The organism is Acinetobacter halotolerans (assembly GCF_004208515.1).
Lineage (GTDB): Bacteria > Pseudomonadota > Gammaproteobacteria > Pseudomonadales > Moraxellaceae > Acinetobacter > Acinetobacter halotolerans.
Genome location: NZ_SGIM01000003.1, coordinates 31,067 through 57,200, shown reverse-complemented (window position 1 = coordinate 57,200; position 26,134 = coordinate 31,067). Strand labels below are relative to the sequence as shown.

Genomic DNA, 26,134 nt, shown 5'->3' with positions numbered 1-26,134 from the left:
TTAAAAACATTACGTTATTTTTTACAGTATTTTTAAAGTAATTAGGTTGCAAAAAAAATTTTAATATTCAGGGCGCTTAGGTATAGAATACGGCGCTTGTTTAACCTTAAATCGTGCATAGGTTTATAAGGCCTTCATATGTTTAATGTATTGTCTCGCTTAAGTTTAGTTAGCAAAATTATTATCGCTATTTTTTTAGGGATTGGCGTGGCATTGCTATTCCCTAGTTTCACACCTTATCTAAGTTTATTAGGTGAGTTATTCATTAAAGCCTTGAAATCTGTTGCACCAATTTTAGTTTTTGTACTCGTACTTTCTTCAATTGCAAACTTTCAAGTGGGTCAAAATTCTAATTTAAGACCCGTCATGACTTTGTATGTCCTCGGAATGCTGTTCGCTGCATTCAGTGCCGTCATTGCAAGTATCATGTTCCCTAGCCAGCTTTTTTTGAATATCGCCGCTCAGTCTGAATTACAAGCACCTGGTAATCTTGCTGAGATCTTAAAAAATCTACTGCTTAGCTTTATTGCCAATCCTGTACAAGCAATCAGTGATGCCAATTTTATTGGTATCTTAGCTTGGGCAATTGGTTTAGGTTTAGCCCTACGTCACAGTTCTGAATCAACGAAACAAGTCTTAAATGATGTTTCAAATGCCGTAAATAAAATTATCCATATCGTGATTAGTTTTGCACCAATCGGTATTTTTGGCTTAGTCGCAGTGACCTTTGCTGAGGCTGGTTTTGCAACGTTGACAAGCTATGCTCATTTATTAATGGTGTTGATCGGCACAATGATCTTTGTAGCACTGGTGATCAATCCAATTCTTGTTGCGATTACAATGCGTGCAAACCCTTACCCACTCGTATTTATATGTTTGAAAGAAAGTGGGATTACTGCCTTCTTTACTCGCAGCTCAGCAGCAAATATTCCTGTGAACTTAGACCTCGCACGACGTTTAGGCGTTAATGAAGCAACTGCGGGAGTTTCTATTCCGCTTGGCGCGACCATAAACATGGCGGGTGCAGCGGTAACAGTGACTGTATTAACACTCGCTGCTGTCAATACGCTTGGCATTCATGTTGATTTTAGTACAATGTTAATTCTGTCTGTTGTTGCAGCGGTTTCTGCATGTGGTGCCTCTGGCGTAGCGGGTGGTTCATTATTGCTTATTCCAGTTGCGTGTAGCCTATTTGGTATATCCTCAGAAGTTGCGATGCAAGTCGTTGCAATTGGTATGATCATTAGTGTATTACAAGATTCAACCGAGACAGCACTCAACTCATCAACAGATGTTTTATTCACTGCTGCTGTAGATTTCAGAGACCGTCTAAACTCATAGGTTTATATGCCATTTCAACGTTTACCAAATTGGATTCAACTGGGTGCTTTTTTATTGGCATTGAATGCAGGGATGGTGAACGTTTTGGGTTTATTTACCCTCCTGCATCAATCCGTTTCTCATATGACGGGTAATGTTAGTTTATTGGCCATGAATATACTGGATTGGCAGCCAGATCATCTAATCTACTTAAGCCTAGTCGTTATTTGTTTTGTAATCGGTTCCTTTTATAGCGGTCTTATTCTTGGAAATGGCAATCTAGCCCTAGGACGACATTACGGATTTCCACTGAGCTTAGTGGCATTTTTCCTGTTTTTAGCATGGTTGCTCATCCCTTACTTTCCTCGCTATGGCTTATTATGGGCCTGCGTAGCAATGGGCGTGCAAAATGCCATGGTCAGCCATTATAAAGGTGCTATCATTCGCACAACCCATTTATCTGGTGTGCTCACTGATATTGGCTTAGCTCTAGGTTATAAGGCTCGCGGATTAACAGTTGAAAAACGTCGTATCGTTCTACATTTCCTTATCTTTATTGGGTTTTTAGTAGGCGGGCTGATTGCAAGCGTGCTGTATCCCTATCTAAAATTACAAACCTTTCTCATCCCTACCGCTTTAAGCCTTGTGATGAGTATGGCATATTGGATTTATTATTTTCGTTCTTCATCAAACTTAAATTTGGATTGAATTATGGTTAAAAATGCATTGCAAGCTCAGTTATTAAAAGCGGGTTTGGTGGATAATAAAAAAGCGAAAAAATTAACCAAACAAGTGCAACATGAGCAACGTACAGGGCAAAACGATGATGCAACATTTAAAGCTGAGATTGATCGTGCCAAACAAGAAAAAATAGCGAAAGACCAAGCGCTCAATTCAGAGAAACAACGTATCTTGGAAGAAAAAGCCCTTAAAGCTTCAATTATCCAAATGATCAAACAACACAAAGTACAGCAAACTGATGGCGATATTGCTTATCAATTTATTGATGATAATAAAATTAAGAAAATCTACCTTGCTCAACAGGTCTATAACGCACTGGTTTCTGGCTCACTGGTCATTGCAAAAGATCAAGACAGTTATGCTTGTCTTCCTAAAGAATTAGCCGAGAAAATTGATCAGAAAATGCAAGGATTCATCTTAGTTAACAACAATACTGAAAATAATAGCCAGACTACAGATGAAGAAGATCCATACGCAGCCTATGTCATTCCTGATGATCTGATGTGGTAAATCATTTAACTCTGTAAAAACGCCTTACAGATCGTATATAAACTGTGATTAAAAATAACTAAAGCCCTATTACAGCTTACAATTCTCGATTAAAGAATTTTAAGGTGTTTGGGTTTTGGATTATTTAAATTTTATACGTGATATTCGAGCGGAATTAAGCCATTTTCCTTGGCTAGAGATGTTACTTGCCCTCATCGTTTTAATTTTATTTGCAGCGCTGGCAAATTTCATTGCGAAAAGAATTATTGTTCGTGGTATTCGTCATTTAATCACCAAGTTCAAATCTCCAAATCAAACAATATTTTCACAACATAGTGTGACTCGTCGATTTGCCAATATCATCCCTGCTATTGTGATCATGAACGGCATCACCGCTGTTCCTCATCTGCCAGAGAAAGTGATCAGTCTTGTGCAAATGGGTGCTCAGGCCTTTATTTTCCTCACCATCGCACTTTCGATCAGTGAAGCACTCAATATCTTCAACCTTATCTACCAACGTAACCCTAAATCAAGAAATAAACCCATTAAAGGCTATCTACAGCTGGTTAAGCTTGTCTTATTTGTGGTTTGTGGTCTATTAATTTTAGGTACCTTTCTGAAAAGAGATGTTTTCACGTTGCTTGCTGGCTTCGGGGCAATGGCAGCGGTGTTAATGCTCGTATTCCAAAACACAATTCTTTCTTTGGTAGCCAGTGTACAAATCACCTCTTATGATATGGTTCGTATAGGCGACTGGATTGAAATGCCATCCTTAAACGCAGACGGCGATGTCATTGATATGTCATTACATACCGTGACTGTACAGAACTTTGATAAGACCTTTACCACTATTCCCACCAACAAACTTGTAACAGATACCTTTCGAAATTGGCGTGGAATGAGCAACGCAGGTTGCCGTCGAATGAAACGTTCACTTTTCCTTGATCAAAGTAGTGTTCATTTTATGAGTGATGAAGAACAACAAAAACTCAAGGATTTTTTGTTGTTAGATCAATATCTTGATGCTAAAAAATCGGAAATTGAAGAGTTCAATACGCATTTAAGTAATCAGTCCCGATATAACCAACGACGTTTAACCAACTTGGGAACGTTTAGGGCTTATGTTGAGTTTTACTTACGTCAGCACCACGGAATTGCACAGAATCAGACAATTTTGGTTCGTCAACTGCAACCAACGAGTGAAGGCTTGCCTTTGGAAATTTATGCATTTACCAATACGATTGCATGGGCATCTTACGAGGCAATTCAATCTGATATTTTTGACCATCTGATTGCTATTATCCCTGAGTTCGGTTTAAGAATTTACCAAGCACCATCAGGACATGACTTTCAGAGCTTTATTCAAGAAGTAAATGCCGAAAAGATCAATTAGATAAAACCACAATGGCCTGAAGTTCTCACTCGATCCAAATGAATGGACAGACGCAGAACTTCAAGCCATTGAGGTATAGATAAAAATTTCATAGCGACAGCTAGCTAGGTATATTTATTCTTAAACCCTTTCTCTAGTCATCTATTTTACAAAATTTCAAATTTTATAAAATTATTTGGTCCACTTCAGTAAATTCAAATTAAATTCCGATGCCAACAAATATGCTGCCATCATCAAACCCAGTGAAATAGTAATTAAAACAATATCAATAGATGGAGCACCACGAATAAGAAAAAACATGCTAGCGATGAACAACAAACAAACACTTAAATTGCCGACTTTTTTTAACATTTAACATCCATATATTCGTGAAGCGCATCACAATTATTGCTGTTTTACATACAGAGTTCTAGTATTATTATCGCTTTATTATGACCGCTCATCATCTCTCTTTAGTGAAATTGAGCACTACCACCCTATCATCATTTTATATTTCAAATAGATAACACTGTTTAAACTAAAAATCAGTAGCAAAATGCACACTATTAATTTTTTACTATGTGTTTGGTCAATGATGATTAAAAGCCTCTACATAAAGGCTTTTAATCAACTTACTTATAAATAGATCTCAGGAGGATATGGAGCGTCATCAGCAATTGGAGAATAAAATACTTCTCCAACAAAGAAACCGTTTGGCGCTTGCGTAATATCAATCGTGATTGAATCCGACATCAATTGTGGATATGCCCAAATAAACTGCTTCATCAGTCCTAATGGATGATTATTCTGCATATCTCCAAAAATTCGCTGCCAGATGGGTGCTCTATAAGGCTTGGTGTGATCAAAGCCATAGAGATGTGCAATTGAAGAATCTGGGACGAATCCAGCTAAGTAAGCAACTCTATCTTCGGGATAGTTCAAATCTTGTGTTGAGATCTCCGCTACCGCTTGATGGGCCAAATCCAGTTTTGCTTCCAAAATCCAATCATAAGCTTCCGTCATTATGTAATCAAAATTCGGATATGAATAATGCTCACGAGGATAGTTAATGTCCGTCGCAAGAGTTTCTATTGGCGTCCGAATCGTGGGAAAGAAAATTAATGGACAGACTTGAGCGTTTGCATATTTTGCTTTGATCACAGCACGAATGTTTTGACATGTGTGCCCCAATTTATTTCTTAACCACACTTTAAACTCATCATACGGTGTACCTGTCTTATGCACAGCGTCATAGATTGTGCCTAAATCTGGTGCGTATAATCCAGTATCCGCATTAAAAGCGAGTTTGGTGGGGAAATCATAAATACAAGGTAGGTCTGTGCCTTGGTTATACCACCACCACGGCTCACCAATTTGCATATTTACCTCACACCCACCTATTGCCATCATATCTGCAAACTCAATAAACACTTTATGTAAATACGCTAGTGCATTTTGATCACATGGACTAAAAAAATAACTCGGTGGTTCATAACCTGTACGACCTAGATTGCTATTCCAGTCCCGCTGAGCCCAAAACTCATTTGCACCTAATGAGTACATTTCAAAACTCACACCAAATACTGGCTGCATATCTGCATCATGTAGTGCTTTTGCAAAATGTTGATGCCATATCCGCGTGCATGGATTTACCACATCTTCAAGTGTCATAAGCGTATCTGGAATTTGCCACTTATTCAGATCACTTTTCCAAATTAACTCTGGATATTTAGACATACCACAATAATGATTCATAAAGCCGTGATAGCCCAAGGCTTTCATATTATCAACAAGCCGCTGAGGGTTTAGATCATAGTGGTCATCATAACTGGTACAAATGCCATAATGATGCGGTGGTACAGATACTCGATTTAAAGTCAGCTTTGCATTTGGCCCTGTAGTGATAGAGTTGAATATGCGGATATAACCATCTTCAGCTTGAGCGAGTGGAAGTGTTGAATGTCCATTATATGTGGTTGTATAAGCTGAAAAGGAAATCCGCTGAATATTGGTGACAGGGAAATGGTCTGTGGCTGAGAAACCTGCTTTTACTGTATCCCAATTGATCTGAATATGTGCTGATCGAGCCGTGGGTTGGTTGGCATAATTAAACAAGACAATATAAGCCACCTTATCTTCACCATGATCAAGGTAATGGACCGTCAAAGTAGGTGTAAGTGTTTCATGATTAAGGGTTGGCATTGAAGCGGATAATTCAATATCAAAATCCCAAATCACCCCTGAGTAATCGTACTTTGTTTCATATGCTAGAAATTTATGGTCTTTAGCATCATGAGAATCCCAAACGATACCAGCTAAATCAGTCGTGGTGCGAGATCGAAATGATGCTTCAAAGCCATTTTGATAATTTGTGATCGCAAAAGACATCGTTTGCGGACCATCAATCCGCCAATATTTAGGATGAAAACGATCAATCAATGAAGTTTCAATAATGAGATTACAATCTTGTAGGTGTTCAAATTGTTTTTTCATATCATATTTCTCAAGTGTTATATTTCATTAGTTTTTCATATTAGATAATAATGAATTTCAATCAACTTTAGGCTCTTTAGAATGCGCACAAGTTCACTTTTCACGTTTATAACTTAAATTTTCTGCTATTCTATAATGACTATACGTTTATACTTTTTAAACCTAAAGGAAAAAAACAATGCTGAAGTGGTTTGAGAAATTAGTCGATCCATATCCAAGCAAAGACTTAAACAAACCATTACCCACCACTTTCTTTGCATTTGTTTGGAAAGCGACGCAAGGCATTCGTCCCTATTTATTCTTACTGGTCGCCTGTACTGCCGCAGCAGCTTGTTTCGAGGCACTGTTCTTTTCTTATATTGGTAAATTGGTTGATTGGCTTAGTAACAGTCAACCAAATACGTTTTTTGCGACCAATCAGCAAAACCTAACCATTCTGATTAGTATATTATTTGCCAATATCTTCTTTGTTAGCTTACAAGCCATTATTAAACATCAAGTTTTGTTTAGTAACTTTCCAATGCGTATGCGTTGGCGCTTTCATAATTTATTGTTGCAACAAAGCTTGGATTTTTTCCATACCGACTTTGCAGGACGTCTTTCAGCCAAAGTAATGCAAACAGCGTTAGCTGTACGCGAGTTTTGGATGATTCTTGGTGACATGCTGGTTTATGTGGTGATTTATTTTATTACTATCAGTATTGTACTTGGCTCTATATCGCCTATTTTGATCGCACCATTGATTATATGGTTAGTGTTGTTTATTGCGATTGCCAGTTATTTTATTCCACGTCTAGGGAAGATTTCTCAAGCACAAGCAGATGCACGATCTATCATGACAGGTCGTATCACAGATGCGTATACCAATATTCAAACCGTCAAACTTTTTGCACATGCAGGTCGAGAAAGTCAGTATGCCAAAGAGTCCATGAAAGAATTCATGGAGACTGTTTATAAGCAAATGCGTTTAGGAGTGAAATACCAAATTAGTATTCGCCTGTTGAGCGCTTTTCTTTTTATTGGTGTCATTGGCACTTCTGTATGGTTATGGACTCAAGGTCAAGCCGCGATCGGTGTAATAGCCGCAACAACTGCCATGGTGTTGAAGCTCGATAGCCTAGCTGAATTTATCATGTGGCATATCACTATGCTCTTTGAAAATGTCGGTACCATTCAAGATGGAATGAAAACTTTAGGCAAACCGATACAGATCCAAGATAAAAAAGATGCGACTGAATTAAAAGTTCAACAGGGTGGGATTCGTTTTGAAAATGTGAGTTTTGCTTATAATCAGAAAAATGTGATTGATCAATTTAATTTGACCATTAAACCTGGCGAGAAAATCGGTATTGTGGGCCGTTCTGGTGCTGGTAAATCAACATTAATTCAACTACTACTGCATTTTTACCAAATTAATCAGGGCCGTATTTTGATTGATGGGCAAGATATTCAAAACGTCACTCAAGATAGTTTACGTGCCAATATCGCATTAGTAACTCAAGATACCTCACTTTTGCATCGTACTGTGGCAGAGAATATTAAATACGGTCGTCCAAATGCAAGTGAAGCTGAAATTCAACAAGCAGTGAGCAAAGCACGTGCTGAAGAGTTCATCCCTCAACTGAGTGACCAAAAAGGTCGTATCGGATTTGATGCCTATGTCGGTGAACGTGGTGTCAAGCTCTCTGGAGGACAACGCCAGCGTATCGCTATTTCACGTGTTTTTCTTAAAGATGCCCCTATTCTCATCCTTGATGAAGCCACCAGCGCGCTTGATTCTGAAGTAGAAGCTGCTATTCAATCCAGTTTAAATGACTTGATGGTTGGCAAAACGGTCATTGCAATTGCGCACCGTTTATCTACTATTGCACAAATGGACCGTCTCATCGTCCTTGATCAAGGCAGAATTGCTGAGCAAGGTACACATGAAGAACTGATAGCGAATGATGGTTTGTATGCCCAACTTTGGAAACGCCAAACAGGTGGCTTTTTAGTTGAACAAAGAGTGACTCAGGACACCGAATAATGTTGTATTTAGAAGATTTGAATATTGGTGATCGTTTCATCAGTCGTGAATATGAAATAACCCTTGAGGAAGTTAAACAATTTGCAGGTCAATTTGACCCTCAGCCTTTCCATTTAGATGCAGAGGCAGCAGCACAGCACCCTATCTTTCAAGGTTTAGCTGCTAGTGGATGGCATACTTCCGCTGTGGTGATGCGTTTATGGACTGAGTGTTTCCCAATCGCAGGAGGGCTATTGGGTACTGAATCTAGTCTACGCTGGCCCCGTCCCACCCGTGTTGGTGACAAAATCCATGTCGATGTTGAAATTACCGCCATTGTGCCCTCTAAAACTAAACTTGATCGTGGTATCGTTAGCTATGTCACACAAGCTTTGAACCAACACGGCGATGTGCTATTAATATCTACAACCAAAATTATGGTCTTTAGAAAACCAACTTGATTTTTGAGGATTAGGTGACTCTCTTGTCCAACAATTTTTATGATTCATTCTTTTATTTCATGCAAAGATGTTTGAAAAGTACTTGTAAAGATCGATGAGCCGCCACGGATAGCACATGAAAACGACCTCAACTCGACAAGATCAAGGAATACCAGGCGTCTATGGCTTATTGTTATTAGATGTTGTTTCACGCTGGGGCTATAGCGATGAAACTTTATTTGCTCCGTTTCACTTAACGAGCGAACAACTGGCTGATCCAAACTATCGAATTCCAACGCCGATTGCCAATGAATTGGTAAAGCATGCTTTACGCCTCACCGGTGAAAGTACACTTGGCTTTCATTTAGGTACGCAAATGCGTATCTCGATTCATGGCTTCATTGGTTATGCAATTATGACCGCCCATGACATCACTGATGCGATTGCACTTGCGAGTCGTTTTATTCAATTACGTTTGCCTTTTCTCCAACTTTATTTTTCTACTTTCGGTCCTAAAGCAACTTTACAACTACAATGTGACATCGAAGTTGAGCCTTTGCGAACTGAAATTATTCTGGGGCTAACCATTGGTATCATGACCATGGCTAAAGCTTTGACAGGAATAGAAGACTTAAGTGGTGAAGTCGATTTAGATTTTCCTGAGCCAGATGGGTTTGATAAATATCGTGACAAATTGACCAGTACGGTTCGCTTTAATCAGCCACATTTGATATCAAGTTTTGATAAAAAATATCTAGGCTTGAAAATGGTGAATGCAGATCCTATTGCCAGCCAAATTGCGATTAACCAGTGTGAAACTGAGTTATCTGCTTTGGGTGAACGCCGCCGTTTAGCGATGCGTGTCCGTGATATTCTGACCAACTCTGAACAACATTATCTAAGTATTGAAAACGTGGCTGATCGTTTACATATGTCAGATCGTACATTGAAACGTCAGCTTGCAGCGGAAGGAACATCATTTTCAACCTTGGTGGATGAAGTACGCTATCGTCATGCAACTTCCCTACTTTCACGAACAGATTATAGCCTAGAACAAATTGCTGATGAATTAGGTTATTCCGATGTTGCAAATTTTAGTCGTGCTTTTAAACGCTGGAGTGGTCGTAGTCCAAGTAACTGGCGTAAAGATCCGTATTTGTAATATCGGGCTTAATTGATAAAACTTTTGTTTTTAATCAAAACCCTGTATAAAACGAAACAAAAATGATGAGATGGATTATTAAGGAGTTGTCATGAATCATCCAGTAGATTTGAAGTATGCGCGTACACATGAGTGGGTAAGAATTGAAGGCGACTTAGTTGTGACAGGTATTACTGACCATGCACAAGATGAGTTGGGTGATTTAGTCTATGTAGAAACACCTGAACTCGATAGCCAAGTCACTGCATCAGAACAAGCTGGTATTGTTGAGTCTGTAAAAACAGCTTCAGATATTCATGCACCTGTTTCAGGTACAGTTGTAGAAGTAAATACTGATCTTGAAGATGATCCTGATTTTGTCAATGAAGATCCATACGGCAAAGGTTGGATCTATAAAATCAAACCAGACAATATGGCTGATGTTGAAAAACTTCTATCCAATGAAGAATACGAATCAGGCCTATAAGCCTTTATAGACTGATCTATCAAAAAGCCTAGTTTAAATTAAACTAGGCTTTTTGATTAGAACTCTAATTCCAAATCAATTGAAATTGCGCCTACTTCTAAGCACAATTTTTTCAAGGCAAGATCTCTTAACCTTGCGATTGTGAAAAGGTAGAAAATACCTTTTCATTGGCAAAACTGCTTAATATTCGCTGCTTTTTACAATGGAATTTCTCTGAATCCCCACCTTTGTAACTTCATATTTCATATATTCCAGCTATATTTCGCGCCTCCAATACCATATTTTGATCATCTAAGCGTCTTTATTTGTAAATATCCAAAATTATTTACTTATTTATTTATAGATAGAGCTAAATTTTTATACAAAACCACCTGTTATTTTAAATTAAAAGCCTAATATTCAATCACCTATGTTGATTTATACAAAGTATACAAATAGCATACACGTATATCACAGTGTTTCAAAAAACAATCGTGCTTGAATCTGTCACCTTATCAATCTTATTAGAATAGTAAATCATTTTTGGGCTATTCAGATGGGATTGTACCGTTATGGATATATAAGGATGAGCATCCATTATGAATTTCTCTAATCCCACTGTTGTTGTGTTCGTGGTATATATTATTGCCATGTTGGGTATAGGTTTATACGCCTATTTTTCTACCAAAAGTCTTGATGATTATATTCTTGGAGGACGAAGTTTAGGTAGTTTTGTCACCGCTTTATCGGCGGGTGCATCAGACATGAGTGGCTGGCTACTCATGGGTTTACCTGGCGCAATATATCTGGCTGGACTATCTGAAGCATGGATTGCGATCGGCTTGATTATTGGTGCGTGGCTCAACTGGTATCTCGTTGCAGGACGGTTACGTGTACATACCGAAGTGCAGAATAATGCCCTCACACTACCTGATTATTTTACAGGTCGTTTTGATGATCAGAAAAAAATCTTACGCGTAACATCCGCATTGATTATTTTGGTCTTCTTCGCGATTTATTGTGCTTCTGGCATGGTCGCTGGTGCACGTTTATTTGAAACATTGTTCGAATTACCATATGGCACAGCCTTGATGTTAGGCGCATTTGCAACAATTGGTTATGTTTGTATTGGTGGGTTTTTGGCAATCAGTTGGACCGACACCTTCCAAGCAGGCTTAATGATTTTTGCATTGCTATTACTCCCGATCATCACCTATCTCTCTTTGGATGCAGGTGCTGCTCAGTTTACTGCATTAGTTGAAACAGCACGTCCTCAGGCATATGATTTTGCTTCAAACTTAAGCTTAGTCGCTATTCTTTCAGCGGCCGCTTGGGGTTTAGGCTATTTCGGTCAACCACATATCCTCGTTCGCTTTATGGCGGTCAACTCAGTTAAATCAATCCCTGCTGCTCGTCGTATCGGTATGACATGGATGATTTTATGTCTAGCGGGTGCAGTTGGTTCAGGTTTTGTTGGTATCGCATATTTCCAACAACATCCAGAACTTGCAGCAGCAGTCAGCGCTAACCCTGAAACTGTGTTCATGGAACTGACCAAGATCTTATTCAATCCTTGGGTAGTTGGTATCGTTCTTGCCGCAATTTTATCTGCGGTAATGAGTACATTGAGTTGCCAATTATTGGTGTGCTCGAGTGCATTGACAGAGGATTTGTACAAAGGCTTGATCCGTAAAAATGCTTCGCAAAAAGAGTTAATTTGGATTGGTCGTGCGATGGTATTTGCTGTCGCTATGCTTGCTCTGTTCTTAGCACAAAACCCAGAAAGTAAAGTTCTCGGCTTAGTTGCTTATGCTTGGGCAGGCTTTGGAGCTGCATTTGGTCCATTGATTATTCTTTCATTGTTCTGGAAACGTATGACCTTAAACGGTGCGTTAACAGGTATGATCGTCGGTGCAGTCACAGTCATCGTTTGGAAGAACTTCTTTGGCGATACAGGCATTTATGAAATCATCCCTGGTTTCCTTTTCGCATTGATCAGTATCGTTGTGGTGAGCTTACTTGGTAAGGCACCGAACTCAAATGTAACAAGTCGCTTTGAACAAGCTGATGAACTCTATGCAAGAGAAATGAAATAATCATTTTAGATAAAATTTAAGGGGCTTTCGAGCCCCTTTTTTTGCTTTAAAATTTGCTTCGCGATTTGATTTTTATTTTAGAACTGTCCTTAATGACCTGCATAACCGGATAACTTCGCGTTTCTTTTACACCTGGTAATTGCCATAAAATCTGACCCGCAATACGGCGAAACTCCTCCATTCCAGCACTACGCAACTTGATTAAAAAGTCAAAGCCACCACTGACCATGTGACATTCGATGATTTCTTGGTATTGCGTCACTGCATCAATAAAATCTTCCAATACGTTTGGCGTAGTTTTATCTAGAAGCACTTCTACGAAGACTAAAAAACTTGCATTGAGCTTATTGGGATTGAGTTTTGCCTCATAGCCCAAGATAAATTCGTCCTTCGTCAATTTCTGTACACGTGCCATAACCGCTGTTGGTGAAAGATTCACTAACTCGGCCAACTTACTGTTAGAAATCCTTCCATCTGTTTGAAGAATATCCAGAATTTTCAAATCAGTACGATCCAATGTATAAATAGGGCTATCCAACTGAATTTTCCTCTAAAAAATGGGTTAATTATAGTGAGTTATACGGGTTTTATTCTGTAATCATAAATTATCTAAACCTCTATACTCAATAGAGTATTGTTATCGGAATTTAGCAATGAATACATTGGATACCCACGCACAAATGGACACGACTCACGACAAGGGTGGTTATATCACCGAATTTAAAGAAAAAAGTGAGTTTGAGCAAAGTATTAATACTGCTTGGCGACGTGCAGAACCTGAATCAGTAGCAGAACTTGCTGAAGCAGCAAATATCTCTCCTGATCTTGATCAAAAAATTTATGAACTAGCGTTTAACCTTGCGCATAATTTACGTGAACGTAAAAGCTCAACAGGTAAAGCTGGTATCGTTCAAGGTTTACTTCAAGAATTTTCACTGTCTTCTCAAGAAGGCGTTGCGCTCATGTGTTTGGCGGAAGCTTTGCTTCGTATTCCAGATACAGCGACCCGTGATTTGTTGATTCGTGACAAGATCAACCAAGGCAACTGGAAAGAACATCTCGGTCAAAGTAACCTCATGTTCGTTAATGCTGCTGCATGGGGCTTGATGTTAACTGGCAAACTCATGGAAACACCGAAGCAAACCAGTTTGTCGAGCGTGTTAACAGGTCTTCTAGCGCGTAGTGGGCGTGGTATCATTCGTAAAGCCGTTGACGTTGCAATGCGTATGATGGGCGAACAGTTTGTCACTGGTGAAACTATTGAAGAAGCGCTTGAACATGCTAAACCACTAGAACACAAAGGTTTCCGCTACTCGTACGATATGCTTGGTGAAGCAGCACTGACTGATCATGATGCTGAACGCTATTATGATGATTACACTCAAGCAATTCATGCGATTGGTAAAGCATCCAATGGTCGTGGTGTTTATGAAGGTCCGGGTATCTCGATCAAGCTTTCTGCACTACACCCTCGTTACCAACGTGCGCAAATCGACCGCGTTCACCATGAACTTTACAACAAAGTATTTGAACTTGCTTGTCTAGCAAAACACTACGACATCGGTTTAAACATCGATGCCGAAGAATCTGAACGCTTGGAAATCTCACTCGAATTGCTTGAGCGTTTATGTTTTGAACCAAAACTTGCCGACTGGAAAGGTATTGGTTTCGTGATTCAAGCTTATCAAAAACGTTGTTTCTACGTGGTTGATTATATTGTTGATCTTGCAAAACGCAGTAACAAACGTTTAATGATTCGTTTGGTGAAAGGCGCATATTGGGATAGCGAAATCAAGAAAGCACAAATTGATGGCATGACTGATTACCCAGTGTTTACACGTAAAGTTCACACGGATTTGTCATACATCGCTTGTGCTAAAAAATTACTGGCTGCACCTGAGCAAGTATATCCTCAGTTTGCAACACACAATGCACAGTCACTTGCAACGATCTACACGCTTGCAGACCCAAGCAAATATTATCCGGGTCAGTACGAGTTCCAATGCTTACACGGTATGGGTGAGCCATTGTATGAGCAAGTGGTTGGTTCAAAAGCAGACAATAAACTGGGTATTCCATGTCGTGTTTACGCACCAGTAGGTAACCATGAAACGTTATTGGCTTATCTAGTACGTCGTTTATTGGAAAATGGTGCAAACACATCATTCGTAAACCGTATTGCAGACAAAACTTTAAAAGTTGAAGACCTCATCCAGTCTCCAATCAAAGATATTCAAACTGCGGCAAAAGAAGAAGGTCAATTAGGTTTAAAGCACCATGCGATTCCACTTCCGCACGATTTATATCCATTACGTCCAAACTCGAATGGTTTTGATTTAAACAACGATCAACCATTAGCAGACTTAGATGCAACGGCACAAAAACTACGTCATCACGTTTGGAAAAGTGCACCACTACTTGGGTTTGAATCGACTGTTCATGACATTAGCAATTCGATTGCAATTACAAACCCTGCACAAAACAGTGAAGTGGTGGGTCATGTCAATGAAGCGACTAGTGCCGACGTACAGCTTGCTTTGGAAGCTGCCGTACAAGCACAAAAAAGTTGGTCTGTAACAGATAAAATCGAACGTGCTACATGCTTGAAACGTGCTGCTGATTTGATGGAAGCACGTATCCAAGAGCTTATGGTTCTGCTTTGTCGTGAAAGTGGCAAGACCTATGCCAATGCAATTGCCGAAGTTCGTGAAGCTGTAGATTTCTTGCGTTACTATGCTACTCAAATTGAAAACTTACCTGTAAATGCGCAAGTAAAACCATTGGGTACGGTACTGTGTATCAGCCCTTGGAACTTCCCGCTTGCAATTTTCTCTGGTCAAATTGCGGCAGCATTGGTCAGCGGTAACTGTGTGATTGCAAAACCTGCGGAACAAACTCCTCTCATCGCAGCTCAAGCCGTACAAATTTTATGGGAAGCTGGCGTACCACACGGTGTCGTTCAACTTCTTCCAGGCCGTGGTGAAACAGTTGGTGCGCAACTCAGCCAAGATGATCGTATCCAAGGCATCATGTTCACTGGCTCTACTGAAGTTGCAAAAATCTTGCAAAAGACTGTCGCTAAACGTTTATCAGCAAATGGGCAACCAATTCCGTTAATCGCGGAAACGGGTGGTCAAAATGCGATGATCGTAGATTCTTCTGCACTTACTGAGCAAGTTGTGTTAGATGTTGTAAGCTCTGCATTTGACAGTGCGGGTCAACGCTGTTCTGCACTTCGTATCTTATGTGTACAAGAAGATAGTGCTGCAACCGTCATCCAAATGCTGAAAGGTGCAATGAAACAGTTGATCGTAGGTCATCCTGCTATCTTGAAAACTGACATTGGTCCTGTGATTGATCAAGAAGCAAAGCAAACAATTGATACTCATATCCAAAAGATGAAATCTAAGGGCTACCCTGTTCATCAATTGATGTTTAATGATGCCGCTAGTCAACAAGCACTTGCGCAAGGTACATTTGTTCCACCTACAGCGATTGAATTACCAAACCTTGATGACTTAGAGCGTGAAGTCTTTGGTCCTGTATTGCATATCATCACTTATAAATATGGTGAACTTGAGCAATTAATTGATCGTATTAATGCAAAAGGCTACGGCTTAACCATGGGGCTGCACACACGTATTGATGAAACCATTAATACCGTGATCCAACGTGCTGAAGTGGGTAACTTATACATCAACCGTAATATCGTTGGTGCTGTCGTAGGCGTGCAACCATTTGGTGGTGAAGGTCTATCAGGTACAGGTCCCAAAGCTGGTGGTCCCCTTTATATGTACCGCCTGATGGAACATTGTTCTGAGAAAGTTTTGGCAACGCCATTTGCAATGAAAGCTGAAATTTCAAATTTTGATGCAGTATCAAATGTTGCTTACCAAAACTTGTTGTCTTGGGCGAATCAAAATATGCCTCAAGCCATAACAACAATTCCTGCATTTGGTGTGGGTAAGTTCTACGAATTGCAAGGCCCTACAGGTGAGAGTAATCAATACATTATCTTACCTCGTCATCGCGTCCTCTCAATCGCAGATGATGAACGTGCTCAGTTACAACAACTTCTCGCAATTTTTGCGGTTGGTAGTTCAGCGGCAGTGTTGAAAGACAACGTATTCTTGGCTAAACACCAAGCTTCTCTACCAAAAGAAGTATTAGCCGCAATTAAAGTTATTGCGCGTGTTGAAACAGATCACTTTGATGCCGTATTGCACCAAGGTTCAGTTGAGCAACTACAAACCTTACAACATAAAATTGCGAACCGTTCTGGAGCAATCGTAGGTATCACTCATCTGCAAGTAGATGAACAGATTCCTCTAGAACGCCTCGTCATCGAACGTGCCATTAGCGTAAATACTGCGGCAGCAGGCGGTAATGCAAGTTTGATGACTTTATCTGAAGACTAGTTTTAGTCCTCAATCTCCTAGCCCGAATCATGTTTACATGGTTCGGGTTTTTTATTACTTTGCTAGACTTAAATCCATTCATAAAATGAGAAATTTTAAATGCAATTCTTTCCAGCAAATCAATATCAACAACGCTGCCAACAACTTTTTGAAAAATATAAAGTCCAAATATTACAACTTACACCTTACGCAATCGTCGAGCATATTGGTTCATCTGCAATCCCTCATACAATTTCTAAAGGTGATTTAGACATTTATATTGAAGTTCCAGCAAAATATTTCTTAGATACTATTAACCAGCTTCAGAGACTCAACTTTAGAGAAAAGCTTGATACGTTACGTACCGACGATCTTTGTATGTTGGAGTCATTTGACGATGATGTCGCGCTTCAGATTGTGACGAATGGATCGGAATTCCAAAATTTTCTAGTTTTCCGAGATAGATTAAGAGAATCATCTCATCTGGTTCAGGAATATAATCAACTAAAGCAGCAATGTATCGGTTTATCACAAGACCAATACCGCTCGATAAAAGCCAACTTCATCCAACAAGTACTTAATCAAAATAATTAAAAGTAAACAACTGATTGTTATAATTCCCCTGCACCTAGTACAGCTTTTTTGATACCATTCATAGCTAAATTTGTTTTGTATTTTTGCTAGTTATGACCGTATCTTATCAACAGCAACTTCAAGAGAAAGTTGAACGAATCACCACACAATTTGCTTCGTTCAATCCACCTACTTTAGAAGTATTTCAATCACCTGAACAACATTTTCGTATGCGCGCCGAGTTTCGCCTTTGGCATACAGAAGACGATTTGTTCTATGCCATGTTTGAACGTGCTGAAGATGGTAAACAAAAAGACGTGATTCGTGTCAATGATTTCCCGATTGCAGATCGTAGTATCAACGAACTCATGCCACGATTACTACAAGAATTAAAAGCAACCCCAATTTTATCTCAACGTATTTTTGAAGCTGACTTTCTCTCAACATTGAGTGGAGAAATGTTGGTGACGCTGATTTATCATCGTAAATTAGATGCAGATTGGGAAATTGCTGCGAAAGCTTTAGCTGAAAAGCTCAATATTAAAATTATGGGTCGTAGTCGCGGTCAAAAAGTCATTATTGGTGATGACTATGTCGTTGAACAACTCAACGTACATGGACGAACGTTTAAATACAAACAAATTGAAAGTAGTTTTACTCAACCAAATGCTCAAGTTTGCCAGCATATGCTTGAGTGGGCGTGTAACGCTGCGGAGAGCGCTCAAAAAGACCTTTTAGAACTGTACTGTGGCAACGGCAACTTCACCCTACCACTTTCTTTAAAGTTTAATCGTGTCCTCGCAACAGAACTTGCCAAGTCTTCTGTATATGCAGCGCAGTGGAATATCGAACAAAACCATATTGAAAATATTCAAGTCGCACGTTTATCCGCTGAGGAGTTTACTCAAGCCTATCAAGGTGAACGTGAATTTAGGCGCTTGCAAGAGGCGAATATTGATATTCAAAGCTACGACTTTGACACCGTTTTCGTTGACCCACCACGTGCAGGGATTGATGATGAAACCCTTAAATTACTACAAGGTTTCGAACGTATTATTTATATCTCTTGTAACCCCGATACCTTACATGAAAATTTAAAAATCTTGGCTCAAACACATCGAATAACCAAGTTTGCGATGTTCGATCAATTCCCTTTTACTCACCATGTTGAGTCAGGTGTTTTACTCGAAAAAATTTAAACAAATTATTTCTATGTAACATTAAAAAACAAGGATTTTAGGAACTCCTTGTTTTTTAATTAGATTTCAAACCAATAAACATTATTTTATAAAGATCAAGTCATTAAGCTGTCATAATTTCGTTGACCTCACCCATGTTCATCGGAAAAATTCGAGTTCAACTGCTGCTTTTATCACAGCCTTTGGCTTGTATTTTATTTTAGATTGGTTATATTTCGATCTATGTTAGTTTCGATAAGAAAGGCTCTATGAGTTTTTGGCAAAAACTGTTCTCAGCTGAACAACAGTATAATGAACACAAAAATCAAACCGCTTGCATCGAGAATGATTGTTCACGTAAATCGAATGAGCAATTGTTGGATGCTTTAGTTAAAGCCACTGATGAAGATGTCATTAAAGGCATCAAAAGAGTACTTCTTTCTCGAGGTTATAGTCGTAAAGAACTTCTTGAAATGATCAATCCACCAATTCAATAAAAATACCCCCTAGTCTCTTTAAAAAAGTGATTAGGGGTTTTCTTTACATGCACTGCGATCAACTTCCGCGACGATAGGTCCTAAATTAAACACATTATCGTGCTGTTGTGTTGACGCTAAATACAGACTAGAAATTGAACCATCCAAATACAAAGCATGATCTATATTTAATTGTTGTTTAAAAAATTGTGCAAATTGATAAAAACTAACTCGCTGCTGAGAAATCACAAAATACAGCTGATTATTTTTAATACCAACCCCATTCCTCATCTTCAAAGAATTCGATTCGACTAAAAAGTTGCGATTGATTTCTCCTTTATAAAGCAACATAGGTCCTGATTGCGTTGCATATAATGGCTTAAATTCCTGATTTTTATAGTCGACTGTCGTTTTGATTATGGCTTGCTGATGATTCCAAGCTAATACACCGTTCGGTTGGATAAAGAAGTTTCCAACGCCTTTAGCTTCATTCAATACTGAAAGTTGCTGCCCTTTTTCCACATAGAGCCCAACTGGTTGAAAATCGGCATGGTACATACCTGCATTCATTGCGAATTTAAGCTGCGCGCATTTAGGCAACTCTTGGTGAATGTTTGAAAATTTCTGATAATAACGATTCGTTTGAGGATTTTTTAAATAAAGCTCCAACTGACTCAGATCTGTCACTTTGATTACATCATATGTCACTTGCTCGGCATGCATTGTTTGATGTTGCATCGCATGAATACTGGGAACAACAAAAGAAATCAATCCTGTCAAAAGCCATTTTTTCATCTGAACTCCCCGTATTCCTATTGACCTAAGTTTATACTTGTATCACTGCGCTCAGCATAAAAGGACAGACACAAACTCAACATATATTCTTCTACATACGTGCATAAATATACTCGATTGCTTCACCATTTTTGATTAGAATAGCCTTGTAAATACAAAAACCTTGTATCCGTATGCAGCAAAAACATCCACATTACCCACTTGGTGCTCATCTCATTGTCAAACACTTTGGGTATAGTCATCATGGGATTTATGCAGGTCGTGGACGAGTCATTCATTATTCAGGTTTTGCCCATATTTTTAAAAAACATCCGATCGAAATAACATCATTGCAACGTTTCTCGCGGGATAAAGTGATTTATATTCGAAACTATCCTTCGCCTCGCTATAAAGCCAAAGCTGTGGTTCGTCGTATGCGTTCACGTATGCATGAAAATCACTATCACTTGATTATTAACAACTGCGAACATTTATGTACATGGGCCATCACTGGCGTTGAATCAAGCACGCAAGTTGAACGTATGCAACGACGGCTTGCAACCATTGGTTATGTCAGTTCAATGATGAGCTATATGAATAGCTTGATGCTCACGGTCGCAACGGCATGTTTTGCGATTGTGTTGTACATCAAAATGATGCTGCGTCGACAAGCAAAGAAATCAGTACCGGCTTATTTATTGTTAAAAGAAAAACAGTCAAAGAAATAAATGAGTATGTAATCCATATCAGATAAGTGCATAAACAATAAAAAACTCACGATGGTTGCATCGTGAGTTTTTTAACATCTTGAATAATTAAAAATATTACTTCGCAGCAGTCGCTTCAGTTGTAATATTTACAGTGATCTTATCCCCAACATTCGGTACATAACTTCCGATACCAAACGCAGAACGATCAAATGAAGTTGTTGCATTAAAACCAATCGCAGGAACTTTTGCCATTGGATGCTCACCTTGTTTATTCAATACTGCATCCAACACAACGGGTTTAGTTACACCCTTCACAGTTAAATCACCTGTGATTTTAAAGTGTTTTTTGTCTTTTGTTTCCACTTTGGTACTTTTGAAAGTAATGTTTGGATATTTTGCAGCATTGAACCAAGCTTCTTCTTGAAACTCTTTATCAAGCGCAACAACATTTGAATTTACACTACTTACAGGAATGGTCACATTTACTGATGAATTTGCTGGTTTTGCTTCATCTACTTTAATAACACCTTGAATGTCAGTAAAGTTAGCGCTTGGTGTAGAAAAACCAAAATGATTCCAGCTAAATACAGTAGCTGTATGTGTTGGATCAATTTTATAGTCAACAACTTTTGCTTGAGCCAATGTTGAACCTAGCACCAAACATACACCGAATGATAAAGCCTTTAAGTTTTTCATGTATTCCTCAATTCATTTTTAAATTTAGTAAATTGTATTAGAAAAAGACAACAATAGAGTGTGGGGATTTATGACACAGTGTTTTGTTTTTGCAACGAAGTGCCTTAATAAAATAACGCGATCACTTAGAACGCATCTTAATGACAACTAGATTAAATTTAGCCTGTACAAAACTTATCAATTTTTAACCTTCGTACTTAGTAAACAATGTTATAAAAAATAATCAACTTTAAAAAAATTTATATTTTTTATTTGGAGGAAGTAGCATGAATTTACAACAAATATTTGATCAATTAAACATAACGCAAGCCAATCCTGCTATCAGCATTTTTGTTCCAACCCATCGAACTTTTCCTGACAATCAACAAGACGCCATTGCTTTAAAGAATGCAATGAAAGAGTTAGAAACACGACTATCTGAAAATTATGATAAACGTGAAGCGCAATCACTTGTGCAACAAATCGAGCAAAAACTTGCCGATCACAACCATAACTACAACTTGGATACTTTGGCTATTTTCGCAACTGCTGAAGATACACAAATTCTAAATTTCCCTTTTAAAGTTAAGCCAAGAGTTATCATTGATCAGCATTTTTCAACACGAGATATTCTTCGTGAACTAAATAATGCTGTGCACTATTATTTAGTGGTTGTTTCAAGAAACCAAGGACGTTTATTGGAAGTGTTCAATGACCAATTAGTACGAGAACTTAATCAAGACGATGAATTACAAGGTTTAAATTTTCCAATTGAAAACACGCATCTTTATACAACCAACTCTGATGACCGCTCAAATGCAATAAAAGAGGAAAATTATATAAAAGAGTTTTTAAACCGTATCGATAAAAGTGTGCAAGAGGTTTATAAGCAAAATCCTTTGCCTATTCTTGTCGTCGGTGACGAACGGATCGTCTCTTACTATCAACAAGTTTGTGATAATCCAAGTGCCATCTTTGCAACGGTAACCAATAGCACCAATTTAGAATCCGAAGCTCGCCTATTGATTGATGATGCTCAGGATAAAGTTAACTTATATAGAACAACGCTTCAGCAAGCATCACAAGCTGAAATCAGTCAGGCGAAAAGTCAAAATCTATTAATAGAAGACCTCTCCTCGATTTATCGTGCTGCCAAAGAAGGTCGTGTTGATCAGATCTTTATCCGTAAAGGTTATGTGCAACCAGCAACAATTGATGAGGAAACCTCAAGTGTTGAACTTAATTCTAAGACCACCAATACTGATGATATTGTAGATGATGTTTTATCTATTGTGATTCAACATGGTGGTAAAGCTAACTTCCTAAGTGGTGATTTTTTAGATGATAATATCAATTTATTAGCTAAAGTCCGCTATTGATTTAATGAGCTAAAAATAAGAGCATTGTTGCTCTTATTTTTTTTCAAGCTAGAATTTATTAACACAGCTAAAATCATCAAATGGATAACAAGGTAAAGTATGACTCACTCCGTTCAAGCCCAAAGCACCGCAACGCCCTACCGTGTCACGCTAACAGATTCCTCTGGTCATCACTGGTATGCAGATGAACCAGCAGATCAAGGTGGTCAAGATACTGCACCAAACCCAATTCAAATCTTGCTTTCTGCTTTAGGGGCTTGCACAACCATTACGTTAGAGATGTATGCAAAACATAAAGGTATTGTGCTTACTCATGTTCAAGTCGACTTGGCTCTAAATCCAAATGGCAAACCTGAAGCAGGTCAAAATAATATTGAACGAAAAATCGTATTAACAGGTGAATTTACCGAAGACCAGCACAAGCGACTCCTTAAAGTTGCAGAAAGCTGTCCTGTTCATAAATTATTAACGTCGAATATTTCGATTCAGACAGAGTTAAGTATTGGATGAGTAATATAAATATGGTTTTTATTATAAAAGCCATATTTATAAAAAATTAATATTTAATTGATAATTCAGTTCCGTACATTCAAATTCTTCCAACATATTTTGAGGAATGATTTGTTTTGCTTCTGGACTTATAATCATACAAGTTAAGTCATACCAATTCACTTCACTTTTGTCATCTGGACAGTAGAAAAGCCCCTGTTTCTGGTCCAATTTAATGTATTTTTCATCAATACTTCTTAACTCATAACCGTATTTATTGGTTAAAAGAATGTTAATCATTTCTATAATTTTAGTCTTATTCTGTGGAAAAAATTCTGGTTTTTCAAAATTATGAACCATATCTAAGCTTGCTATCTTCAAAAATTTTGTTTCATATTCATTAATACAATCAATTCCAAAGAATCGCCAATTGGATAAATTTTCGATTTCTTGCAAACTCTGAATTAAACAATCTGTATATTTAAATAGTTGATATTTACATAAATTCTGTTTTGGGTCTTCTGTGAAAAGAATTTCCGTATCAAAACCCATATTGAGTTCAGCCATAGCACCTTGCTCAAATAAAGCATTTCTAAGTTTTAAACGCCAGTCATCAAACTCAAAATAATAAGCACGGTTGGCAGCGACTCTACAAATCATTGAGAATAAATGTGGTGGTATGTAAGTCATAATAATTGTTATTAACCTATAAAACTAAGAGATTATTTAATAATTGCTTTAATTATATATCAACATTGATTTGAGAAACTCAATTTACATACATAAAAAAGCGCTCTTCATCAGAGCGCTTTTTAATACCACTTAAATCATTAAGCAGTCAGTTCTTTAACCGCAGCAACAACCGCTTCAGTCGTAATACCAAAGAATTGGAACAAGTCTTTCGCTGGAGCAGATTCACCATAAGTGGTCATACCGATCACTTTGCCGTCTAAGCCAACAAATTTCCACCAGTAGTCGACATGAGTCGCTTCAACAGCAACACGAGCGCGGATATGCGCAGGTAGTACCGCTTCACGGTAAGCAGCATCTTGCTTCATAAACTCTTCAGCACATGGCATAGAAACGACACGTACACCTTCAAGTTGTGCATAAGCTTCCATTGCCAATGAAACTTCAGAACCCGTTGCGATGATGATTGCCTTTAACTCACCTTTTTCTTCAGCAAGCACATAACCACCTTTAGCAGCATTTTGAATTTGAGCTTCATTACGCGCTTGGAATGGTAAGTTTTGACGAGAGAAAATTAACGCTGTCGGACCATCTTTACGCTCAAGCGCAGATTTCCAAGAAATCGCTGCTTCAACGGTGTCACATGGACGCCAAGTATTTAAGTTTGGTGTACCACGCAAAGATGCGATTTGCTCTACAGGTTGATGTGTAGGACCATCCTCACCTAAACCAATTGAATCATGCGTATATACATGAATCACACGTTGTTTCATCAATGCCGACATACGTACTGCATTACGTGCATATTCCATGAACATCAAGAATGTAGCAACGTAAGGAACAAAGCCACCGTGTAAAGCCACACCATTCGCGATGGCAGTCATACCAAACTCACGTACACCATAGTACACATAGTTACCCGCTGGGTTTTCTTGTACGCCTTGGCAACCTTTCCAAAGTGTTAAGTTTGAACCAGCTAAGTCAGCAGAACCACCTAATAATTCAGGAAGTAATGGACCGAATGCTTGTAAAGTGTTTTGGCTTGCTTTACGTGTCGCAATGGTTTCTGCTTTGGCATTGGTTTCAGCAATAAATGCATCTGCTTGTGCAGCAAATTCAGCAGGTAAATCACCATTGATACGACGTAATAATTCAGCCGCTTCAGTTGGATATTTTGCTTGGTATTGGGCAAACAATTCATTCCAAGCTGCTTCAGAGCTTTGACCTTTTGCTTTTGCATCCCAAGCTGCATAAACGTCTTCAGGAATAACAAATGCGTCTTCTTTCCAGCCTAAAGCTTCACGCGTTAACGTAATTTCGTCTTTGCCAAGTGGCGCACCGTGGCAATCTTCTTTGCCTTGTTTATTTGGTGAGCCTAAACCAATAATTGTTTTACAAATGATAATGGTTGGTTTATTTGTTTCAGCTTTTGCGTCAATCGTCGCTTGACGAATCGCAGCAGCATCATGACCGTCTACACGAAGTACTTGCCAGCCATATGCATTAAAACGTTGTTCTGTGTCGTCACTGAACCAACCCTCAACTTCACCATCAATCGAGATACCGTTGTCATCATAGTAAACAACTAATTTACCAAGACCTAAAGTACCTGCAAGTGAACATACTTCATGGGAAATACCTTCCATCAAGCAACCATCACCTAGGAAACAATAAGTGAAATGATCAACAACATTTAAGTCGTCTTTGTTGAACTGTGCAGCTAGCGTTCTTTCTGCTAAGGCGAAACCAACAGCGTTCGCAATACCCTGACCTAATGGGCCAGTTGTTGTTTCGATTCCAGGTGCATAACCCAATTCTGGATGGCCTGGTGTTTTAGAGTGTAATTGACGGAATTGTTTTAAATCTTCAATTGATAATTCATAACCCGTCAAGTGCAATAAAGCATATTGCAACATAGAGCCATGACCATTTGACAATACAAAACGGTCGCGGTTCGCCCATTGTGGGTTTGTTGGATTATGATTTAAAAATTCACGCCAAACTACATCAGCGATATCTGCCATCCCCATTGGAGCACCAGGATGCCCTGAGTTTGCTTGTTGCACAGCATCCATAGCCAAGACACGAATTGCATTTGCAATACGACGTTCATTTAAAGGGGTCGTCATAGGTCAGAATCCACATTCAATAAATTTGAGGAGAGAAGATGAGAAATCATCTTTCAAAAGCTGTGACTATTGTCTTAAAAAAACGACATGGGGTAAAGCCT

23 protein-coding genes are annotated in these 26,134 nt (G+C 38.7%); 16 read left to right on the top strand and 7 right to left on the bottom strand.

Annotation, left to right across the window (positions count from 1 at the left end; all coding sequences use genetic code 11):
- Window positions 1-138 precede the first annotated feature (138 nt).
- From sstT to EXE30_RS04445, 4 genes are all read left to right on the top strand, one after another.
- Entirely contained in the window at window positions 139-1,341 is a 1,203-nt protein-coding gene (gene sstT / locus EXE30_RS04460; RefSeq protein WP_130161367.1) for a serine/threonine transporter SstT, read from the top strand.
- Window positions 1,342-1,347: 6 nt separating this feature from the next.
- Window positions 1,348-2,028 carry a YoaK family protein gene (locus tag EXE30_RS04455; protein WP_130161366.1) on the top strand — a complete coding sequence of 227 codons (681 nt, stop codon included), beginning with the start codon at window positions 1,348-1,350 and terminating at the stop codon, window positions 2,026-2,028.
- A 3-nt stretch (window positions 2,029-2,031) separates the two neighbouring features.
- The gene (locus EXE30_RS04450) at window positions 2,032-2,571 is read left to right on the top strand and encodes a DUF2058 domain-containing protein (RefSeq protein WP_005196718.1); all 540 of its coding nucleotides are present in this window, start codon (window positions 2,032-2,034) and stop codon (window positions 2,569-2,571) included.
- A gap of 115 nt (window positions 2,572-2,686) precedes the next feature.
- Window positions 2,687-3,943, top strand: a complete 1,257-nt coding sequence (locus tag EXE30_RS04445; RefSeq protein ID WP_130161365.1) for a mechanosensitive ion channel family protein — start codon at window positions 2,687-2,689, stop codon at window positions 3,941-3,943.
- Between the two features lie 171 nt (window positions 3,944-4,114).
- Here the strand turns inward: EXE30_RS04445 and EXE30_RS04440 are convergent, their stop codons facing one another.
- Together EXE30_RS04440 and EXE30_RS04435 are read right to left on the bottom strand one after the other, a co-directional pair.
- Complete coding sequence (locus EXE30_RS04440; RefSeq protein ID WP_130161364.1) at window positions 4,115-4,294, bottom strand: hypothetical protein; 180 nt, start codon at window positions 4,292-4,294, stop codon at window positions 4,115-4,117.
- 264 nt (window positions 4,295-4,558) lie between these two features.
- Window positions 4,559-6,415, bottom strand: a complete 1,857-nt coding sequence (locus EXE30_RS04435; RefSeq protein WP_130161363.1) for a non-contractile tail sheath protein — start codon at window positions 6,413-6,415, stop codon at window positions 4,559-4,561.
- A gap of 178 nt (window positions 6,416-6,593) precedes the next feature.
- Between EXE30_RS04435 and EXE30_RS04430 the strand changes: the two genes are divergently transcribed.
- The 5 genes from EXE30_RS04430 (at window position 6,594) to putP (ending at window position 12,563) form a co-directional block, all read left to right on the top strand.
- The gene (locus tag EXE30_RS04430; RefSeq protein ID WP_130161362.1) at window positions 6,594-8,441 is read left to right on the top strand and encodes an ABC transporter ATP-binding protein; all 1,848 of its coding nucleotides are present in this window, start codon (window positions 6,594-6,596) and stop codon (window positions 8,439-8,441) included.
- A complete protein-coding gene (locus EXE30_RS04425) occupies window positions 8,441-8,881 on the top strand; it encodes a MaoC family dehydratase (protein WP_004670825.1) in 441 nt (146 codons plus the stop codon). The genes EXE30_RS04430 and EXE30_RS04425 overlap by 1 nt, the downstream gene beginning before the upstream one ends.
- Before the next feature lie 115 nt (window positions 8,882-8,996).
- Window positions 8,997-10,022, top strand: a complete 1,026-nt coding sequence (locus EXE30_RS04420; protein ID WP_121929234.1) for an AraC family transcriptional regulator — start codon at window positions 8,997-8,999, stop codon at window positions 10,020-10,022.
- Window positions 10,023-10,113: 91 nt separating this feature from the next.
- Window positions 10,114-10,488 carry a glycine cleavage system protein GcvH gene (gene gcvH / locus EXE30_RS04415; protein WP_130161361.1) on the top strand — a complete coding sequence of 125 codons (375 nt, stop codon included), beginning with the start codon at window positions 10,114-10,116 and terminating at the stop codon, window positions 10,486-10,488.
- A 578-nt stretch (window positions 10,489-11,066) separates the two neighbouring features.
- On the top strand, window positions 11,067-12,563 hold the full coding sequence (gene putP / locus EXE30_RS04410; protein WP_121929233.1) for a sodium/proline symporter PutP: 1,497 nt from the start codon (window positions 11,067-11,069) through the stop codon (window positions 12,561-12,563).
- A 46-nt stretch (window positions 12,564-12,609) separates the two neighbouring features.
- Here putP and EXE30_RS04405 read toward each other — a convergent pair whose 3' ends face one another.
- A complete protein-coding gene (locus EXE30_RS04405; protein WP_121929232.1) occupies window positions 12,610-13,101 on the bottom strand; it encodes an Lrp/AsnC ligand binding domain-containing protein in 492 nt (163 codons plus the stop codon).
- A gap of 115 nt (window positions 13,102-13,216) precedes the next feature.
- Here EXE30_RS04405 and putA point away from each other — a divergent pair, with 115 nt between their 5' ends.
- From putA to EXE30_RS04385, 4 genes are all read left to right on the top strand, one after another.
- Complete coding sequence (putA, locus tag EXE30_RS04400; RefSeq protein WP_130161360.1) at window positions 13,217-16,981, top strand: trifunctional transcriptional regulator/proline dehydrogenase/L-glutamate gamma-semialdehyde dehydrogenase; 3,765 nt, start codon at window positions 13,217-13,219, stop codon at window positions 16,979-16,981.
- A 99-nt stretch (window positions 16,982-17,080) separates the two neighbouring features.
- Window positions 17,081-17,554 (top strand): GrpB family protein, encoded by a 474-nt coding sequence (locus tag EXE30_RS04395; RefSeq protein WP_130161359.1) that lies wholly within the window; start codon window positions 17,081-17,083, stop codon window positions 17,552-17,554.
- Between the two features lie 92 nt (window positions 17,555-17,646).
- A complete protein-coding gene (trmA, locus tag EXE30_RS04390; protein WP_130161358.1) occupies window positions 17,647-18,732 on the top strand; it encodes a tRNA (uridine(54)-C5)-methyltransferase TrmA in 1,086 nt (361 codons plus the stop codon).
- Window positions 18,733-18,980: 248 nt separating this feature from the next.
- Window positions 18,981-19,208 (top strand): hypothetical protein, encoded by a 228-nt coding sequence (locus EXE30_RS04385; RefSeq protein ID WP_130161357.1) that lies wholly within the window; start codon window positions 18,981-18,983, stop codon window positions 19,206-19,208.
- Window positions 19,209-19,238: 30 nt separating this feature from the next.
- Here the strand turns inward: EXE30_RS04385 and EXE30_RS04380 are convergent, their stop codons facing one another.
- Complete coding sequence (locus tag EXE30_RS04380; RefSeq protein ID WP_130161356.1) at window positions 19,239-19,982, bottom strand: phosphodiester glycosidase family protein; 744 nt, start codon at window positions 19,980-19,982, stop codon at window positions 19,239-19,241.
- A 173-nt stretch (window positions 19,983-20,155) separates the two neighbouring features.
- On the opposite strand from EXE30_RS04380, the gene EXE30_RS04375 reads away from it, so the two are divergent.
- Window positions 20,156-20,689: a lecithin retinol acyltransferase family protein gene (locus EXE30_RS04375; protein ID WP_130161355.1), complete on the top strand. Its 534-nt coding sequence runs from the start codon at window positions 20,156-20,158 to the stop codon at window positions 20,687-20,689.
- Between the two features lie 96 nt (window positions 20,690-20,785).
- Here the strand turns inward: EXE30_RS04375 and EXE30_RS04370 are convergent, their stop codons facing one another.
- Complete coding sequence (locus EXE30_RS04370; RefSeq protein WP_004670804.1) at window positions 20,786-21,367, bottom strand: YceI family protein; 582 nt, start codon at window positions 21,365-21,367, stop codon at window positions 20,786-20,788.
- A gap of 266 nt (window positions 21,368-21,633) precedes the next feature.
- On the opposite strand from EXE30_RS04370, the gene EXE30_RS04365 reads away from it, so the two are divergent.
- Entirely contained in the window at window positions 21,634-22,725 is a 1,092-nt protein-coding gene (locus EXE30_RS04365) for an AOC03_06830 family ribosome hibernation factor (protein ID WP_130161354.1), read from the top strand.
- Between the two features lie 99 nt (window positions 22,726-22,824).
- Window positions 22,825-23,235, top strand: a complete 411-nt coding sequence (locus EXE30_RS04360) for an OsmC family protein (RefSeq protein WP_130161353.1) — start codon at window positions 22,825-22,827, stop codon at window positions 23,233-23,235.
- 36 nt (window positions 23,236-23,271) lie between these two features.
- On the opposite strand, the gene EXE30_RS04355 is transcribed toward EXE30_RS04360, so the two are convergent.
- Together EXE30_RS04355 and tkt are read right to left on the bottom strand one after the other, a co-directional pair.
- Window positions 23,272-23,904: a hypothetical protein gene (locus EXE30_RS04355; RefSeq protein ID WP_130161352.1), complete on the bottom strand. Its 633-nt coding sequence runs from the start codon at window positions 23,902-23,904 to the stop codon at window positions 23,272-23,274.
- A 140-nt stretch (window positions 23,905-24,044) separates the two neighbouring features.
- Window positions 24,045-26,033: a transketolase gene (gene tkt, locus EXE30_RS04350; RefSeq protein ID WP_130161351.1), complete on the bottom strand. Its 1,989-nt coding sequence runs from the start codon at window positions 26,031-26,033 to the stop codon at window positions 24,045-24,047.
- Window positions 26,034-26,134: the final 101 nt, after the last annotated feature.

Bases quoted from the DNA above. Each gene is read 5' to 3' on its own strand.
- EXE30_RS04420 (WP_121929234.1), top strand. From the start codon at position 8,997: ATGAAAACGACCTCAACTCGACAAGATCAAGGAATACCAGGCGTCTAT.
- EXE30_RS04395 (WP_130161359.1), top strand. From the start codon at position 17,081: ATGCAATTCTTTCCAGCAAATCAATATCAACAACGCTGCCAACAACTT.
- EXE30_RS04435 (WP_130161363.1), bottom strand. From the start codon at position 6,415: ATGAAAAAACAATTTGAACACCTACAAGATTGTAATCTCATTATTGAA.
- EXE30_RS04380 (WP_130161356.1), bottom strand. From the start codon at position 19,982: ATGAAAAAATGGCTTTTGACAGGATTGATTTCTTTTGTTGTTCCCAGT.
- tkt (WP_130161351.1), bottom strand. From the start codon at position 26,033: ATGACGACCCCTTTAAATGAACGTCGTATTGCAAATGCAATTCGTGTC.
- EXE30_RS04375 (WP_130161355.1), top strand. From the start codon at position 20,156: ATGCAGCAAAAACATCCACATTACCCACTTGGTGCTCATCTCATTGTC.
- EXE30_RS04430 (WP_130161362.1), top strand. From the start codon at position 6,594: ATGCTGAAGTGGTTTGAGAAATTAGTCGATCCATATCCAAGCAAAGAC.
- EXE30_RS04455 (WP_130161366.1), top strand. From the start codon at position 1,348: ATGCCATTTCAACGTTTACCAAATTGGATTCAACTGGGTGCTTTTTTA.
- putA (WP_130161360.1), top strand. From the start codon at position 13,217: ATGAATACATTGGATACCCACGCACAAATGGACACGACTCACGACAAG.
- EXE30_RS04385 (WP_130161357.1), top strand. From the start codon at position 18,981: ATGAGTTTTTGGCAAAAACTGTTCTCAGCTGAACAACAGTATAATGAA.
- putP (WP_121929233.1), top strand. From the start codon at position 11,067: ATGAATTTCTCTAATCCCACTGTTGTTGTGTTCGTGGTATATATTATT.
- gcvH (WP_130161361.1), top strand. From the start codon at position 10,114: ATGAATCATCCAGTAGATTTGAAGTATGCGCGTACACATGAGTGGGTA.
- EXE30_RS04360 (WP_130161353.1), top strand. From the start codon at position 22,825: ATGACTCACTCCGTTCAAGCCCAAAGCACCGCAACGCCCTACCGTGTC.
- EXE30_RS04365 (WP_130161354.1), top strand. From the start codon at position 21,634: ATGAATTTACAACAAATATTTGATCAATTAAACATAACGCAAGCCAAT.
- EXE30_RS04355 (WP_130161352.1), bottom strand. From the start codon at position 23,904: ATGACTTACATACCACCACATTTATTCTCAATGATTTGTAGAGTCGCT.
- sstT (WP_130161367.1), top strand. From the start codon at position 139: ATGTTTAATGTATTGTCTCGCTTAAGTTTAGTTAGCAAAATTATTATC.
- EXE30_RS04440 (WP_130161364.1), bottom strand. From the start codon at position 4,294: ATGTTAAAAAAAGTCGGCAATTTAAGTGTTTGTTTGTTGTTCATCGCT.
- EXE30_RS04425 (WP_004670825.1), top strand. From the start codon at position 8,441: ATGTTGTATTTAGAAGATTTGAATATTGGTGATCGTTTCATCAGTCGT.
- trmA (WP_130161358.1), top strand. From the start codon at position 17,647: ATGACCGTATCTTATCAACAGCAACTTCAAGAGAAAGTTGAACGAATC.
- EXE30_RS04370 (WP_004670804.1), bottom strand. From the start codon at position 21,367: ATGAAAAACTTAAAGGCTTTATCATTCGGTGTATGTTTGGTGCTAGGT.
- EXE30_RS04450 (WP_005196718.1), top strand. From the start codon at position 2,032: ATGGTTAAAAATGCATTGCAAGCTCAGTTATTAAAAGCGGGTTTGGTG.